The organism is Capnocytophaga sp. oral taxon 336 str. F0502 (assembly GCF_000411575.1).
GTDB lineage: Bacteria > Bacteroidota > Bacteroidia > Flavobacteriales > Flavobacteriaceae > Capnocytophaga > Capnocytophaga ochracea.
Map to the genome: position 1 here is coordinate 38404 of NZ_KE150494.1, position 14003 is coordinate 52406.

Consider the following 14003-nt stretch of genomic DNA (forward strand, 5'->3'; position numbering starts at 1 on the left):
CTGAGTATCTTAAAACTTTTTAAAAACTATAAATATATAATAGTCAATATATTGTCTTTATTTTTATATTTTACTTTTTAGCTACTTTAACCGAAGGTAAGACGAACCTAAGGCGAATCTAAACCGAAGCTAAGGCGAAGGAAAGGCGTTAGAAAACTGAATATCAAACGGGTAAAAAAGGCTGATTTTTTTTGAACAAAATGCAGGTAAAAGTGTTTTTTTAACAAAAAAACCGCAAAGTATTTCATCTGCAAATTGTCTATTCTGTTAAAGTGTTGCTTTGTATCCAAAGGCTATCTATAGCTATTTTGCCAAAAGCCGACTTATCATCTGCTAAGCTACTATATTGTTCAAACGATACCTCAGGGGTAGTAAGCAGGCGTTTTTCGGTTTGTATAGCCTTAAAGTACTCAGCTTTACGCTGTTGCCATAGTTCCCAAAAAGACGATTTATAACCGTAAATACTCGTGAGGATTTTAATTGTTTCCTCTTGCAAGGTTAGCATTTCTACCAATGCTTTTGTATCACCCTCATCTACTAAGGCGTCTAAACAAAGCACCGCATTGTAATAGGTATAACCCGCTTTGCAGAGCAAGCGCAAGGTTTCCGCACTTACAGTAGGAAAATAAGCGTGAAACAACGCAGGGTAATGCTTGTAAAACTCTGGAGATTTCTCAGTAGTGGGCATAAGACTATTGGTTTATAAAATCTTGCTCTTCTTTGGTAAGTAAAAACTTGGCTTCACCTTGTTTATGAGGGGTAACGTATTCAAAGAAAGGTTTTTCTACGTCTATTCTATTTTCTTTTTTGATATGCTTGTTTTGTGTACCTGTGCGTAAAAAAGATTGCTCAATATTAACATAATCTTGCTTGTTTTCATATTGAAACATACAACTCATTTTTGCAGTAAATGAACTGAATAATAATTTATTGTTGTAAGAGGTAAACGTAAGTTCCCAAGTACCTTTGTTATTAATTGTCTTGTAAGGTATCTTTTTCTTTTCTGACACTCCGCCTCCATTTATAGGTTTTTGAGTGAATGCAATTTGCTTGATAGCATTAGTAGTATTATCAAAATAAATTACGGAATTTGCAAACTGTATTATTTCTTTATTGGAAATAATGTCAAAATCAAAAGTTACAATAGTATGTTCTTTATCCTTTTCTACTTTTTCGATCTGTATATTCTTAGCATTATACAAAAACACTAAATATGGATTGAGATGAAGATACTGGAAGATAAAAGCAGGTTTAAAAAATGCTGAATTAGTTCCGTCTTCAAGATTAGAAATCTTGGAATAATCAGTATTTTTAAGGTGTATTCGTACATTTTTATTTAATGGCTCTTTAGGCTGATACACATAATTCTTACTCCACCAGTCTAATTGTATTTGGTAAAGTCTTCTTAGAGTATCATTTCTTATCATCTTTTCTCGATAGGTACACTCTAATATCTTAGCCTTAGTATCATACAATTTGAAGTAATTATCTAAAACATACTTCACTTTCTTCTTCAAATCAAAATTATACAGTACTACTTCGTCAAGTTGTATTTCCTGAGGATTGAGATAGAGGGTTGCTTTAGTAAAGGTTTTATCAGTAAAAATCTTTTTGGTAGCATAGCCTATATGGCTTAAGGTAAGCGTATCATTTTCTACGGTAATTTTTGCTTTGCCTTCCTCGTTAGTAATAGTGCCGTTAAGTGTGTTGTCGTAATATACTTCGGCATTAGCAATAGTTTGTTTAGTAGTGGCATCAAGTAGAGTAAGTTCAGCTACTTGGGCAGGTAAGGCAGTAGCTGTGAATAATAGGATAAGGAATAGTGTTTTCATTTTATTATATTTTTGCGCCAAAGATAGTAATAATTAGTAAATAATATACCCTTGCACGACAAGCTTTTGTTAAATATCCCTATACCTTAAAAACTATGGTCTATGTTTTATTGAACTTGTCCAATGCAAATCTCTTTCCCTTTACTACCGAAAAACAAATGGTATAAAGTTACGAACTCACCAAGCAGAAAGATTTTCCCGAGTTTCTCAAAACCCAAAGTCATAAACTGTTTACCGTACTACGGTTGCCCGTGCGGCTCGCACTTGCCCGTGCGGCTCGCACTGTCTACCGTACTACGATCTACGGCTTAAATAAGAAAAAAGCTCCTATAAAAGGAGCTTTTTCTGAAAGAACTTTCAAACACAAATACAATGTAAAATCTAACTAATATGTGAATTCTATTGTTTTTACTTCTTTACCGTTTTCCTTTACAGTAGCTTTAAGAGGGTATTCAGTTTTAAAGTAACTATAAGTGGTTTCTTGCTCGTAACTACGTCCTGTTGCACCAGAATCCTTTACCGTTTTCTTGGTAATGTTATTTCTGGCATATTGTTCATCTAAGAATACTTCGGGGTGAGTAGCTCTATAAGACAAATGCAAAAACCAAGGATTGGTTCTACCATCATACTGGTAGGTTGTTACCGAAGTCTTATTACCTGCCGTGTGAGTGTGTTCTCTTACTGTTCCGTTGTAGTTCAACACATAAGTATCTGTAGCAGTAGTGGTAGCGGTACTCTTCACTCCACTCGTTTCAGTGTATTCGCTTGTTACAGCCTTTATCTCATTGAGTACTTCACGATTGTAGACTACCACTGTATACTTAGTTACATTAGCCGATAACTTTTCACTTTTAGTATGTTTTTTTAACCTGCCACCATCATACTCATACTCATCTACGGTTGGCAAACTCTCTTTGCCTATCACAGTAGTTGTTTTCCTAAGCAAGCGTCCTCTTTCACTGCTATACTTTTCATACACAACTTCCTCTTTTTTCACATTGCCTTCTGTGTAAACCGTTTTGATAGGAAAAGTCCCGTTATACGAAGTCTCGTACACTTTTTCCACAGTTCTACCGGTGCCATCTATCACTTTTATTGTGTGTTTGCGTACCAATCCTAATACATTTTGTACATACTCAAAAAGATTTTCAGTAGTTTGTGTTTGGGTACCTTGTGCAGGTAGGGTCGTCTCCACTATCTTATCTGCAAAATAGATAGGATCTGAAGGTGGTAAATCGTCGCCTTTATCACAAGCTGTGAATAAGCCAACTGTCGAAAGTAATAAAATAACTCTTTTCATTGTATATAATTATTTTGAAGATTATCTATGTTTGTAATGCTCGTACTTTCTAGAATCCGTGCGAGTCTTTCCAAGCTAAAGACTTATACGCTACTTTTAATATGTGTGCCGTGTTACACTCCTTATAAAATAACTATTGTGCTAAAACACTGCAAGACACACTTGTTTACATCATATTTATACTAATTCTACTATCAAAAATCTTGCCATAAAGCACTTTTTCTCCTAAAAACAACCTCTTTTTAACATTTATTCGGTATACCCCAAGCCTTCTTTCACCGTTTTTTAGTAATTCCTGCAATTTCTACCTCTTTTTACCTTTTACTCACATACCCAACTGTGAGCCCTCGGTGACTTTACCTTTCCTTTTACGCCTGTCGGTTCGCACTTTTCACCTGAAAATAGGCGCTTTCACCCCTTCTCCAAAGCAAATATTCCCCGTAAATACAACCGCTTCGTCCCATAATCCTTGGTCGATAAACTGTTGTAATGTATAAGCCCCTCCTTCCACAATCATACTTTGTAAATTCATTTCATACAGTTTAGCACAAATTTGTTCCAAAGGTTTATGCTTAAAATCTATCGTGAAAAAATCAGTGTGTATCATCTCCGGAACAGACGTCTCTTCAGTAAAAAACAAAGTAGTTGTACGGTCGTTCCATACCGCAAATTCCTTCGGACTACGTAACTTCGGGTCAATTATTATCCTCACAGGGTTGCGCCCATACCAGCTACGGCTGTCCAACGAAGGATTATCCGCCAATACCGTTCCTACTCCCACCACAATACCCTGTTCCTCAGTGCGCATTTGGTGTGCTGTCTGGCGCGCATAAACGTCGCTAATCCAGCGCGGAGCAACCTCCTCTTTATGCAGGGGAGCTATAAACCCATCGTGCGTTTCAGCCCATTTCAGGATAATATAAGGGCGATGTTTTTCGTGAAAAGTAAAAAACCGCTTGTTCAGTTCCCTACATTCAGCCTCACACACCCCCACTGTCACCTCACACCCTGCATTGCGCAGTTTTTCAATCCCTTTGCCGTGCACTTTCGCAAAAGGGTCAGTAGTGCCAATCACCACCCGCCCTATCTTGTGAGCAATGATAAGGTCAGCACACGGAGGCGTTTTCCCAAAATGGCAACAGGGCTCTAAACTCACGTAAATCGTACTTTTCGGTAGCAGACTCTTATCCTTCACCGAGGTAATCGCCCGCACCTCAGCGTGTGCCTCACCCGCTTTCTGGTGCCACCCCTCCCCTATGATACGCCCTTCGTATACGATAACACTACCTACCATAGGGTTCGGATAGGTACTTCCTAAGCCATTATAAGCCAACTGAATGCACCTACGCATATACCACTCATCAATAGTTAATTCTGAGGTTGTCATAAGAAAAAAAATAACTTTTGGCGCAAAGATAATAAAATAACTCCTAAGTATAAAAACGACAAAATGTTTTATACAATTTTAACAATTTATAACCCATTGAAAATAAACAATCTATATAGCATTTCTATATCTATCTTCCAAGATTCGTATAAGCTTCCTATAAGCTTTCTATAAGCTAAGTACACTTTTTCCATAGTTTTCTTTCATCTCGGTATTTTCCGATATTATTCTAATTCCTTTTGATATCTTCCGAAAACCCCAATAAGTTACCCCTCTGGCATTATTTAGTTTTTGGGTACTTCTGGCATTATTGGCTTTATTGGCATTTCTGGCATTTTTTGGCATTAAAAAATAATTTCGTACCTTTGCCTTCTCATTAACCATTAACCTCTAACCACTAATCATTAAAAGCAATATGCCCCATTATTTCTCTTCCGATTTTACACTCGGAATCCTTGGCGGAGGTCAGTTAGGCAAGATGCTCCTTACCGAAACCCGCAAGTTCGATATCACCACCAAGGTGCTCGACCCCTCCCCCGATGCTCCTTGTCGCATTGCCTGCAACACCTTTGTGCAAGGCAACCTTACCGACTTTAATACCGTGTATAACTTTGGTAAAGACGTAGATGTACTCACCATTGAAATCGAAAACGTAAACGTAGAAGCCTTAGAGAAACTACAAACCGAAGGGGTAAAAGTATATCCCAGCCCTCAAACTATCAAGAATATCCAAAATAAAGCGACTCAAAAACAGTTTTATGCCACTCACGGTATCCCTACCGCTCCTTTTCAAGTCTTTCAAAATACCGAAAGTCTGAAAAAGGCAATCAATGAGCAACAGCTCTCTTTGCCTTTCGTGTGGAAGTCAGTACGCTTCGGGTACGACGGTAATGGAGTGAAAATCGTCCGCCTTCTCACCGACCTAAATCTTTTACCTAACGACCAGTGCATTGCCGAAAGCTTAGTGCCTTTCAAAAAGGAATTGGCAGTAATCGTAGCTCGTAATGCAAAGGGTCAGGTGCGCACCTACCCTGTGGTAGAAATGGAGTTCCACCCCGAAGCCAATCAGGTGGAGTATGTCCTCTGTCCTGCGCGTATTGAAGAGGCTGTCGCTCAAAAAGCACGTACTATTGCAATACAAGTAGCCCAAGCTTTTGAAGTAGTAGGACTCTTAGCCGTCGAACTCTTTCAAACAGAAAACGATGAGATTTTGGTAAACGAAGTCGCTCCTCGCCCACATAACTCAGGGCATTACAGTATCGAGGCAGCTTATACCAATCAGTTTGAGCAACACCTGCGCGCTATCTTAAACCTGCCCTTAGGAAGTACCGAAAGTAAGGTCGCAGGCGTAATGGTGAACCTTGTAGGAGCAGAAGGCTATCAAGGAAAGGTAGTGTATGAAAACATCGAACAGATAATGGAAATGGAAGGCGTAACCCCCCATATCTACGGCAAAAAAGAAACACGCCCTTTTAGGAAAATGGGACACGTAACCATTGTAAACCCTAATATCAAGAAAGCACGCCAAATAGCCGAACAAGTAAAGAACACCATACGCGTAATCGCCTAACTTTTCACTATTCACTCAATCTATGGGAAGCAAAAACAAACTCAAACGCTTTGAAGAAAATAAAACCTTTGCCAATGTAATCCAACCTTCACGCGAAGAGCTCCTTAACGGTGCTTTTGCCTATAAAGGTCGGTGGAACGAACTCTTTTTTAAGAACAATCACCCTATTGTCTTAGAATTGGGTTGTGGTAAAGGCGAATACTCAGTGGGATTAGCCAAACGCTACCCTCAGAAGAATTTTATAGGTATCGATATCAAAGGAGCACGCTTTTGGCGAGGAGCTAAAACTGCTACTGACGAAAATATTACCAATGTAGCCTTCTTACGCACCCAAATAGAACTCATCGAATGTTGTTTTGCCCCTGAGGAAGTAAGCGAAATATGGATTACCTTCCCCGACCCTCAAATCAAATACAAGCGCACCAAGCACCGCCTTACAAACGCCGATTTTCTAACGCGCTATCAGCATATTCTTGCACCTGAGGGTTATATCCACCTAAAAACCGATAGTGAGTTTATGCACGGCTATACGCTAGGATTGTTACACGGAGCAGGGCATAAAGTACTCTATGCCAATCACAACATCTATAACAGCGACGGTATACCCGAAGAAGTAACCGAAATTAAAACTTTTTATGAGCAGTTCTATTTGGAGCAAAACAAACCTATTACCTACATTCGCTTTCAGATAAAAAAAGATAATGATTAACAATTATCAATTGTCAATTGTCAATTGTCAATTGAAAAACTATCCGTGTAATTTGTGTGTAGTCTGAGAGCTGGCATAGCAGAGTATGTGTTTAAAGGCAACTTGTTGGCTATTTGTTTGATTTTTTTAAAGATTTATAAGATTTCTGTAGCGCAAGCTACACTTTTCTTACGTCGAACTCACGTTAATTAACATTGAAAACCCTAAAAAGTCTCTTTTGCATTCCACTTCCCCCTCAAGGAAGGCTATGGGCAGCTTACCTCTCTTTACGGGTTGTCCCCCTTCGGGGGAACGGGGGCTTATAGAAGAATAAACATTAATCATTGATTATATTATCAAATGAAAAAGAATATTATTTTAACGTACGTTTATCTCATCATTGCGATATGCTTCGCAATCATTTCTTGTGATAAGCATAATAATACTGAAGAGATTCTACAAAAAGAAAATCCTAAAAAGGAGGAGCCTAAAAAAGGAGACACTTCTTTATTAGCTTATTCCAAGCCTTTCTATCTCTTTACGGAAACTAAGGCTTATGAAATGACTAAGCAAGAAAAAGACCCTTACTTAAAGAAACTCTATTACCAAATAGCCGCTACTCCCACAGCTGAATGGTTCGAAGGCGTAAAAGCCTTCGACGATACTACCTTAAAACGCCTCATCGAAGGCGCAAAGGCACAACAAAAAACACCTATCATCACACTCTACGGCATTCCTTATAGAGATTGTGGTTCGTATTCAACCGGAGGTCATAAAACGGCTGCTTCTTATAAAGAGTGGATAAATCGCACTAGTGCTATTATTGGCAAAACCCCTATAATAGTGATTGTAGAACCCGATGCCCATAACTTTTGTTTAAAGAAAGGCTGGAAATACAACGATGCAAAATACAAAGAACGCGCTGAACTCCTCACTTATGTAGGAAAAACTTTTGCTGATAACAACCCGAATGCGTTGTTGTATTTGCATATTGGCGGAACAGAACTCAAACAAGAAGAAGCTGCCCAAGCGGTAATAGATGGCGGTATCCGGTATATGCGTGGCTTTGTTACCAACGTCGCCGACCGTAGAGGGACTCCTCGGGCTGAAAAGTGGAGCGAAGAGTTCGTACAAACGCTCCAAAAGAAAAACTTAGGCACAAAATACTACGTGATAGACACCTCCCGCAATGGTATCGATAGCCCTAAACAAACCAATAAAGCTTATTATTACAGTTGTAACAATTTTAACGCCGCTTTAGGAGTACGCCCTACCACCAAAACCTCTGCTCCTCACGCCGACGCTTATTTGTGGATTAAACATCCTGGCTTATCCGATGGTACTTGTGCCAATGGCGATCCTGAGGCAGGCTCTTGGTATCCCGCAGTAGCAAAATCATTAGTGCAAAAAGCTATTGAAAAAGGAATTATAGAAGAGTGGAAAGTCCCTAACAACTTTTAAATTATCTTACTAAATAACTATGTTACATTCTCAAATTATAGGCGAAGGCACTCCCTTCATTATCCTGCACGGCTTTTTGGGTATGTCAGATAACTGGCGTACTTTGGGGCTCAAATATGCCGAAGCGGGCTTTCAAGTGCATTTAGTAGACCAACGCAATCACGGTCGTAGTTTTCACAGCCCCGATTTCAGCTATCCTCTAATGGCACAAGATTTGCTTGCATATGCTGATGCTCACGGATTGAAAGTCTTTCACCTGATGGGGCATTCTATGGGAGGCAAAACAGCAATGCTTTTCGCTACCGAACACCCTGATAGAGTGCTTTCTCTCATCGTTGCTGATATGTCGCCTAAATACTTTCCTGAGCATCACGGAGCTTGTTTACAAGGTTTAGCGTCCTTAAATTTCGATGTGATACATTCACGTGCCGAAGCCGATGAAGCACTTTCGGCTTATGTAAGTGATATAGGGGTGCGACAGTTCTTACTGAAAAACCTTTATTGGGAAACCAAAGACCGATTAGGCTTGCGCCTGAATCTCCCTGCTTTAATTGAGAATGAAAGCGAGATAGGTGCTGAACTCCCCGATAGCAATGTGTTCGAAGGAAAAACGCTCTTCTTAAAAGGAGAGTATTCTGAGTATGTGATGCCCGAAGACGAAGCCCTTATTCACACTCACTTCCCGCACGCTATTATCGATACAGTGAGCAAGGCAGGACACTGGTTACACGCTCAAAACCCTACTGAATTTTACAATAAAACCATACATTTCTTATGCGATACTTTATAAGCTTATTCATCTCCGCAACCCTTGTTTTTGTATTGGGCTACCTAAATGTAGGTGCTCATATCGAGAACTTCTTTACAGCCCTCGTGGTAGCCTTTGTGCTCTCACTTCTCAATGGTATTGTACGCCCTATATTAGAGTTCATTGCCTTCCCTATTACCTTTATGACTTTTGGGCTCTTTTTATTTATCATCAACACTGTAATTGTGCTCCTGGCAAGCAAATTAGTAGGTGGCTTTGTAGTACACGGCTTCTGGGGCGGACTGATGTTCAGCACTTGCCTTTCGTTAGCTCAGGCATTAGCTCTTGCTCCTCTTGGGAAAGTAAGAAATTAATTATTGCCAAAGTTGAAGTCACTCAAAAAACTCATCTTTCTTCAACTCTTAATTCTTAACCAAAATCCTCGTCTTTAAACCCTACCAAGTACACCCTTTCTTTAGCACGAGTGATAGCCGTATAAAGCCATCGTAAGTAACCTTCATCTATGATATCATCAGGTAAGTAAGGTTTCTCCACAAACACGGCGTCCCATTGCCCCCCTTGACTCTTATGACAGGTAATCGCATACGAAAACTTCACCTGCAAAGCATTGAAATAAGGGTTTTCTTTCACTTTCTGATATCTTTTATAAGCCGTAGGTTCATCAGCGTAATCAGTGAGTACTTCTTCATAAAGCTGATTGCTTTGAGCCGGTGATAAGGCAGGAGCTTCACTGTTTAAGGTGTCTAATAATATAACCGTATCAAACGGAGGCACTTCGGGATAATCAATAAGCTGAGCCGATACCTCAGCAAAGCGGAAACCATAGGCTTCTGTAAAGTCATAAAGCTGTAATACCTCTATAGTATCACCATTGGCAATAAAACTCACTTGCGAATTATCCTTATACCAGAAGTAATTATTCTTAACCACCATTAGCAAGTCTCCGGCAGCTATTTCGTCTTCAATGTCTAAAATCACTCTGCGTATTTGGTTGTTCCAAGCCACCGCGCGCTTGTTGGAGCGCACTATCACCGTAGTTTCTTCTGAACCATAATCGTCATACGCCTCACTGATAGCGTCTTGTATTTCAGCCCCGTCAGTAAGTCGTATTATATCAGGGTGATGATTTATCTTAAAAGCGAACTGTTTTTCAGCAAGCGAAGAAAAGATATGTTTGCGCAAACGAGTAGCATTGCGCAATATCCCCGACTTCTGTCGCTGGCGTACCACCTCAGTAAGCGTAACCGTAAGCACTTCTTTTTGAAACTGATATTCTAAATAAGGGATATTCAGTGCAGGACTTTCGAGGGTATTAACAGGAGGCAATTGCGCAGTATCGCCTATAAGTAATAGTTTGCAGTTTTTTCCAGAATACACAAAGCGCATTAAGTCGTTTAATAATGAAGGGCGCTCAAAGAGTTGATAGTCGTTATCAGCAATCATCGAAGCCTCATCTACTATAAATAAAGTATTTTGGAGCTTATTGGCACGCAGTTTGAAGGATACATCAGTACCATCAGCTTTGGAGTAATAAATATATTTGTGAATAGTGAAAGCCTGCCTTTGGGTGAAATAGGTCATCACTTTGGCTGCCCTACCGGTAGGTGCTAATAACACCGATTGGTGGTTTATGAGCGGTAAAGTGCGGATAAGACAGTTGGTGATAGAGGTTTTTCCGGTTCCAGCAAAACCTTTTAGTAAAAAAAGTTTATCAGAAGCATCTGCTGAGAACAGATATTCTGTAATCTTTTGTAAAGCAATATTTTGCGAAGGAGTAGGCTCGTGTTTAAAGGCACTAATAAGGGCACTAAAAAAGGCTTTTTCGTTCATAATAAAAACAGTTCTGAGAGCAAAATTATAAAAAAAAGTTAAAATAATTTTTTTGTTTCAAAAAAAGATTGTAGTTTTGCGCAATACCAGTCAAGAAAGTTATTATTAATTTATAGAATTAAAACGATGAAAAAAATTGTAACTATTGCATTTTGGGCATTAGGTTTAGTATTTTGCTACCTAATTTACAGGTCTATCACAGGCCCTATTGAGTTCAAAAAAATTAAGGAGGAACGCTACACCGAGGTAATTAAGAAACTAAAAGATATCCGTGCAGCGCAAGATGCTTATTTGAGACTCAACGGCAAATATGCCGATAATTTTGATGAGCTTACTAAGTTTATCGAAACTGCACAATTTACTATTACTTCACAACGCGACACAAGCTGGAATGCTTTCGATGAGACTTTTAAAATTACGGTAATGCGCCAAGGTGTAGTTATTGATACTTTGGGGCACGTATCAGTAAAAGATTCATTGTTTAAAAACGATAATCGTTATTTGCATTTGCGCGATTTACCTCCTATCAAAGGTAAAATTCCTGGTCAGTTTATAATGAAAACAGGAGAAATTACCGACAAGAACAATGTAAAATCTTCCGTTTTTGAAGCGTATGTGCCTAAGAGAGTGGTGCTACAAGGTCTTGATGAAGACTTAGTAGAAAAAGAAATTGCAAAAACATCGGTAGAAGATGTAAGAGGTCCTAATATTAAAGTAGGTTCACTCGAAGAGCTTACTGTAAACGGTAACTGGCCAACTTCTTATGACGCAAAAATTGCAAAGCAATAATCAGTTTAAAACGTACTTTAAGGAATTGTCCATTCAAATAAACTTGGATGGACTTTCTTTTTGTGTGTTTAACCCTGTACTCCTGTGTGTAGAGGCTATTTATAATTTTCCTATCAACTTCAGCTATAAGAGCAAAGAAGATATCGATAGGCAAATCTATTTTGTGATACAAAGTGAAGACGACCTCCGCCAAGATTTCGATACTATTAAGGTTTTACACAATACCCCTTCCTTTGCTTTTATCCCACAGTCTCTTTACGGCGGAAAAGACGAAATGCTGGAATACCTCAAATACAGTATAGATGTATCGGAGGCGGAACCCTATACCGTGGAAATTGATAGAATCATATCTATTGAAACGGTGAATGCTTATTTGCCCAATACAATAGTAAATAATTCACTACTTTCTTATTACGGTAGGTTCGACTACCAACACTTTGCTACCTCACTACTACGTATGTTCCTCAAACACTACTCTTCGCACGCTTTCGAAGTGATGTATATCTATGCCGAAGTAGGCTCTTTTTACTTTGTAGTGTTCAGAGGTAAAAAACTGTATTACTTCAATAGGTTCAGTTATGAAACCATTGAAGACTTCTTGTATTACATTCTTTTCTCTATTGAACAATTGGATATCGATACTGAGCAAGTGCCTCTTTATATCACAGGGGAAGTAGAACCCACAGCACTGTTTTATAATAAGGTAAGGCGTTATGTGAGGTATATTTACCTCCTGAAATACCATAAGGAACATTTTGCTGCAGGAATGGACGAAGAGCTCATTCGTCGGAATTTTGTGCTCACCCAATCTTTTTAATCTATTGCTATGAAATTTTTGAATATATTGCGCAATACTTTTAAACTATACCAAAGTACTTTCGGAGTGCACCTTTTGGGCTCTCTTATTTTATTTACAGTAGTGTTTTTAGTTTACGCTTCTCTTATTACTACTATCTTAGGAATGCCTTTAGAGGATATCATTGCTCTACAAAGCAATCCCGAAAAGCTTGTAGCTTTAGCCCGTAGCCAGAGTTTTATTATTAAATTTTGGTTCTTCTCGTTGCTTATAGATGGCATCATTACCCCGTTTACAGCAGGTATTTATAAGAACTTCGTAGCGGTAATTCAAGGGGAACGCGCTACTTTGGGCAACCTTTTCACTTATTATCGCGCTCCTGAAACAAGTGCTATTTTAGGCCACGTTATTCTGCAAATGTGCCTTAAAACTTTTATATTAGTAGGTTTTTCTGCCATAGGAATGTACTCGTTAGGACTTGCCTTTAACACTATCATCTCGTTAGTATTTGTGCTCACTATCCCAATTATTATTTTGGAAAGCAAACCTCTTTTCAAGGCTATGGGAGAGAGTTATAGAAGAATAATGCTCGCTCCTTTCACTGCCCTTATCATTACCTTTTTGGGTTGTGTTTTTGTGTTAGCAGGCTTCTTTTCTTTTGGTATAGGCATTGTCATTACCTTCCCGATACTTTTTGCAAGTATTTTCAGTATATACCTTTCAATAAATAAAAGGTAAATAATAATTTTCTGCTACTATTTACGCTACTTATACAGATGAAATAAGAAAAAGACAGTTAAAAATTAATAAAAACAAATATATGAAAAAAGTAATGCTTTTGGGGCTCTTAACAATGGGCTCTTTTACTCTGAACAGTTGCGATGAATTGCAACAAGCTATGGGCAACACTACCCAAGGCGGTAGCGGATTTAATGTAGCCAGCGGACTCAAACAAGCCCTTGAAATGGGGGTAAGTAGTGGGGTGGATTTGCTGAGCAAAGACGGTGGTTATTTTAAAGACCAAGCAGTACGGATTCTCTTACCCGAAGAACTCCAGAAGGTAGATAAAACTTTGCGTTCGGTGGGGTTAGGTTCTTTGGCTGACCAAGGACTAAAAGTACTAAATGAAGCAGCTGAAAATGCTGTGAGCCAGGCGAAGCCTATCTTTTTATCGGCGATACGAAATATGACCTTTACCGATGCGATGAACATCTTAAAAGGTGACAATACCGCAGCGACTACCTACCTGAAAAACAGCACTTATAGTTCTTTGGAGACCGCTTTTGCTCCCAAAGTGCAAGCCTCGCTTAGTGAAGTAGGTGCCGATAAAGTATGGGAAAACATTATCAACAAGTATAACCAAATACCATTGGTAAAGCCCGTTGAACCGAACCTTACTAAATACGTTACCCAACAGGCTATCAATGGATTGTTTGTGAAGGTGGGCGATAAGGAGAAGGAAATACGCACGAACATAGCGGCGCGTACTACCCCCTTACTAAAATCGGTGTTTGCGATGCAGGATAATAAATAATAGCAAATCCCTTATAATAATCGCCGTGTGGTATGAATACCGCACGG

General features: G+C 39.1%; 15 protein-coding genes. 9 read left to right on the forward strand and 6 right to left on the reverse strand.

Annotation, left to right across the window (positions count from 1 at the left end):
- Nucleotides 1–259: 259 nt before the first annotated feature.
- From HMPREF1528_RS11535 to HMPREF1528_RS12790, 5 genes are all read right to left on the reverse strand, one after another.
- Nucleotides 260–688, reverse strand: a complete 429-nt coding sequence (locus tag HMPREF1528_RS11535) for a hypothetical protein (protein WP_016479889.1) — start codon at nt 686–688, stop codon at nt 260–262.
- A gap of 4 nt (nt 689–692) precedes the next feature.
- The gene (locus HMPREF1528_RS11540; protein ID WP_034568083.1) at nt 693–1832 is read right to left on the reverse strand and encodes a carboxypeptidase-like regulatory domain-containing protein; all 1140 of its coding nucleotides are present in this window, start codon (nt 1830–1832) and stop codon (nt 693–695) included.
- A gap of 385 nt (nt 1833–2217) precedes the next feature.
- Nucleotides 2218–3132 carry a hypothetical protein gene (locus tag HMPREF1528_RS11545; protein ID WP_016479891.1) on the reverse strand — a complete coding sequence of 305 codons (915 nt, stop codon included), beginning with the start codon at nt 3130–3132 and terminating at the stop codon, nt 2218–2220.
- A gap of 391 nt (nt 3133–3523) precedes the next feature.
- Complete coding sequence (gene ribD, locus HMPREF1528_RS11550) at nt 3524–4519, reverse strand: bifunctional diaminohydroxyphosphoribosylaminopyrimidine deaminase/5-amino-6-(5-phosphoribosylamino)uracil reductase RibD (protein WP_016479892.1); 996 nt, start codon at nt 4517–4519, stop codon at nt 3524–3526.
- 168 nt (nt 4520–4687) lie between these two features.
- Nucleotides 4688–4864, reverse strand: coding sequence for a hypothetical protein (locus tag HMPREF1528_RS12790; RefSeq protein WP_198010008.1), 177 nt, complete (start codon nt 4862–4864; stop codon nt 4688–4690).
- A 70-nt stretch (nt 4865–4934) separates the two neighbouring features.
- Here HMPREF1528_RS12790 and HMPREF1528_RS11560 point away from each other — a divergent pair, with 70 nt between their 5' ends.
- From HMPREF1528_RS11560 to HMPREF1528_RS11580, 5 genes are all read left to right on the forward strand, one after another.
- Complete coding sequence (locus HMPREF1528_RS11560; RefSeq protein ID WP_016479894.1) at nt 4935–6089, forward strand: 5-(carboxyamino)imidazole ribonucleotide synthase; 1155 nt, start codon at nt 4935–4937, stop codon at nt 6087–6089.
- 22 nt (nt 6090–6111) lie between these two features.
- Nucleotides 6112–6798 carry a tRNA (guanosine(46)-N7)-methyltransferase TrmB gene (gene trmB, locus HMPREF1528_RS11565; protein WP_016479895.1) on the forward strand — a complete coding sequence of 229 codons (687 nt, stop codon included), beginning with the start codon at nt 6112–6114 and terminating at the stop codon, nt 6796–6798.
- 339 nt (nt 6799–7137) lie between these two features.
- Nucleotides 7138–8238, forward strand: a complete 1101-nt coding sequence (locus HMPREF1528_RS11570; RefSeq protein WP_016479896.1) for a glycoside hydrolase family 6 protein — start codon at nt 7138–7140, stop codon at nt 8236–8238.
- A gap of 19 nt (nt 8239–8257) precedes the next feature.
- Entirely contained in the window at nt 8258–9028 is a 771-nt protein-coding gene (locus HMPREF1528_RS11575) for an alpha/beta fold hydrolase (RefSeq protein ID WP_016479897.1), read from the forward strand.
- On the forward strand, nt 9013–9360 hold the full coding sequence (locus HMPREF1528_RS11580) for a phage holin family protein (RefSeq protein ID WP_009420813.1): 348 nt from the start codon (nt 9013–9015) through the stop codon (nt 9358–9360). Before HMPREF1528_RS11575 ends, HMPREF1528_RS11580 begins: the two co-directional genes overlap by 16 nt.
- Before the next feature lie 55 nt (nt 9361–9415).
- On the opposite strand, the gene HMPREF1528_RS11585 is transcribed toward HMPREF1528_RS11580, so the two are convergent.
- Nucleotides 9416–10837, reverse strand: a complete 1422-nt coding sequence (locus tag HMPREF1528_RS11585) for an ATP-dependent RecD-like DNA helicase (protein WP_016479898.1) — start codon at nt 10835–10837, stop codon at nt 9416–9418.
- 126 nt (nt 10838–10963) lie between these two features.
- On the opposite strand from HMPREF1528_RS11585, the gene HMPREF1528_RS11590 reads away from it, so the two are divergent.
- The 4 genes from HMPREF1528_RS11590 (at nt 10964) to HMPREF1528_RS11605 (ending at nt 13956) form a co-directional block, all read left to right on the forward strand.
- On the forward strand, nt 10964–11626 hold the full coding sequence (locus tag HMPREF1528_RS11590) for a hypothetical protein (RefSeq protein WP_002673865.1): 663 nt from the start codon (nt 10964–10966) through the stop codon (nt 11624–11626).
- Nucleotides 11601–12443 carry a DUF3822 family protein gene (locus tag HMPREF1528_RS11595; protein ID WP_009410305.1) on the forward strand — a complete coding sequence of 281 codons (843 nt, stop codon included), beginning with the start codon at nt 11601–11603 and terminating at the stop codon, nt 12441–12443. The genes HMPREF1528_RS11590 and HMPREF1528_RS11595 overlap by 26 nt, the downstream gene beginning before the upstream one ends.
- 9 nt (nt 12444–12452) lie before the next feature.
- Nucleotides 12453–13160 carry a hypothetical protein gene (locus tag HMPREF1528_RS11600; protein WP_016479899.1) on the forward strand — a complete coding sequence of 236 codons (708 nt, stop codon included), beginning with the start codon at nt 12453–12455 and terminating at the stop codon, nt 13158–13160.
- An 82-nt stretch (nt 13161–13242) separates the two neighbouring features.
- Nucleotides 13243–13956 carry a DUF4197 domain-containing protein gene (locus tag HMPREF1528_RS11605; RefSeq protein WP_016479900.1) on the forward strand — a complete coding sequence of 238 codons (714 nt, stop codon included), beginning with the start codon at nt 13243–13245 and terminating at the stop codon, nt 13954–13956.
- Nucleotides 13957–14003: the final 47 nt, after the last annotated feature.

Coding starts and splice junctions, on each gene's coding strand:
- HMPREF1528_RS11535 (WP_016479889.1), bottom strand. CDS start 688: ATGCCCACTACTGAGAAATCTCCAGAGTTTTACAAGCATTACCCTGCG.
- HMPREF1528_RS11540 (WP_034568083.1), bottom strand. CDS start 1,832: ATGAAAACACTATTCCTTATCCTATTATTCACAGCTACTGCCTTACCT.
- HMPREF1528_RS11545 (WP_016479891.1), bottom strand. CDS start 3,132: ATGAAAAGAGTTATTTTATTACTTTCGACAGTTGGCTTATTCACAGCT.
- ribD (WP_016479892.1), bottom strand. CDS start 4,519: ATGACAACCTCAGAATTAACTATTGATGAGTGGTATATGCGTAGGTGC.
- HMPREF1528_RS12790 (WP_198010008.1), bottom strand. CDS start 4,864: ATGCCAAAAAATGCCAGAAATGCCAATAAAGCCAATAATGCCAGAAGT.
- HMPREF1528_RS11560 (WP_016479894.1), top strand. CDS start 4,935: ATGCCCCATTATTTCTCTTCCGATTTTACACTCGGAATCCTTGGCGGA.
- trmB (WP_016479895.1), top strand. CDS start 6,112: ATGGGAAGCAAAAACAAACTCAAACGCTTTGAAGAAAATAAAACCTTT.
- HMPREF1528_RS11570 (WP_016479896.1), top strand. CDS start 7,138: ATGAAAAAGAATATTATTTTAACGTACGTTTATCTCATCATTGCGATA.
- HMPREF1528_RS11575 (WP_016479897.1), top strand. CDS start 8,258: ATGTTACATTCTCAAATTATAGGCGAAGGCACTCCCTTCATTATCCTG.
- HMPREF1528_RS11580 (WP_009420813.1), top strand. CDS start 9,013: ATGCGATACTTTATAAGCTTATTCATCTCCGCAACCCTTGTTTTTGTA.
- HMPREF1528_RS11585 (WP_016479898.1), bottom strand. CDS start 10,837: ATGAACGAAAAAGCCTTTTTTAGTGCCCTTATTAGTGCCTTTAAACAC.
- HMPREF1528_RS11590 (WP_002673865.1), top strand. CDS start 10,964: ATGAAAAAAATTGTAACTATTGCATTTTGGGCATTAGGTTTAGTATTT.
- HMPREF1528_RS11595 (WP_009410305.1), top strand. CDS start 11,601: ATGACGCAAAAATTGCAAAGCAATAATCAGTTTAAAACGTACTTTAAG.
- HMPREF1528_RS11600 (WP_016479899.1), top strand. CDS start 12,453: ATGAAATTTTTGAATATATTGCGCAATACTTTTAAACTATACCAAAGT.
- HMPREF1528_RS11605 (WP_016479900.1), top strand. CDS start 13,243: ATGAAAAAAGTAATGCTTTTGGGGCTCTTAACAATGGGCTCTTTTACT.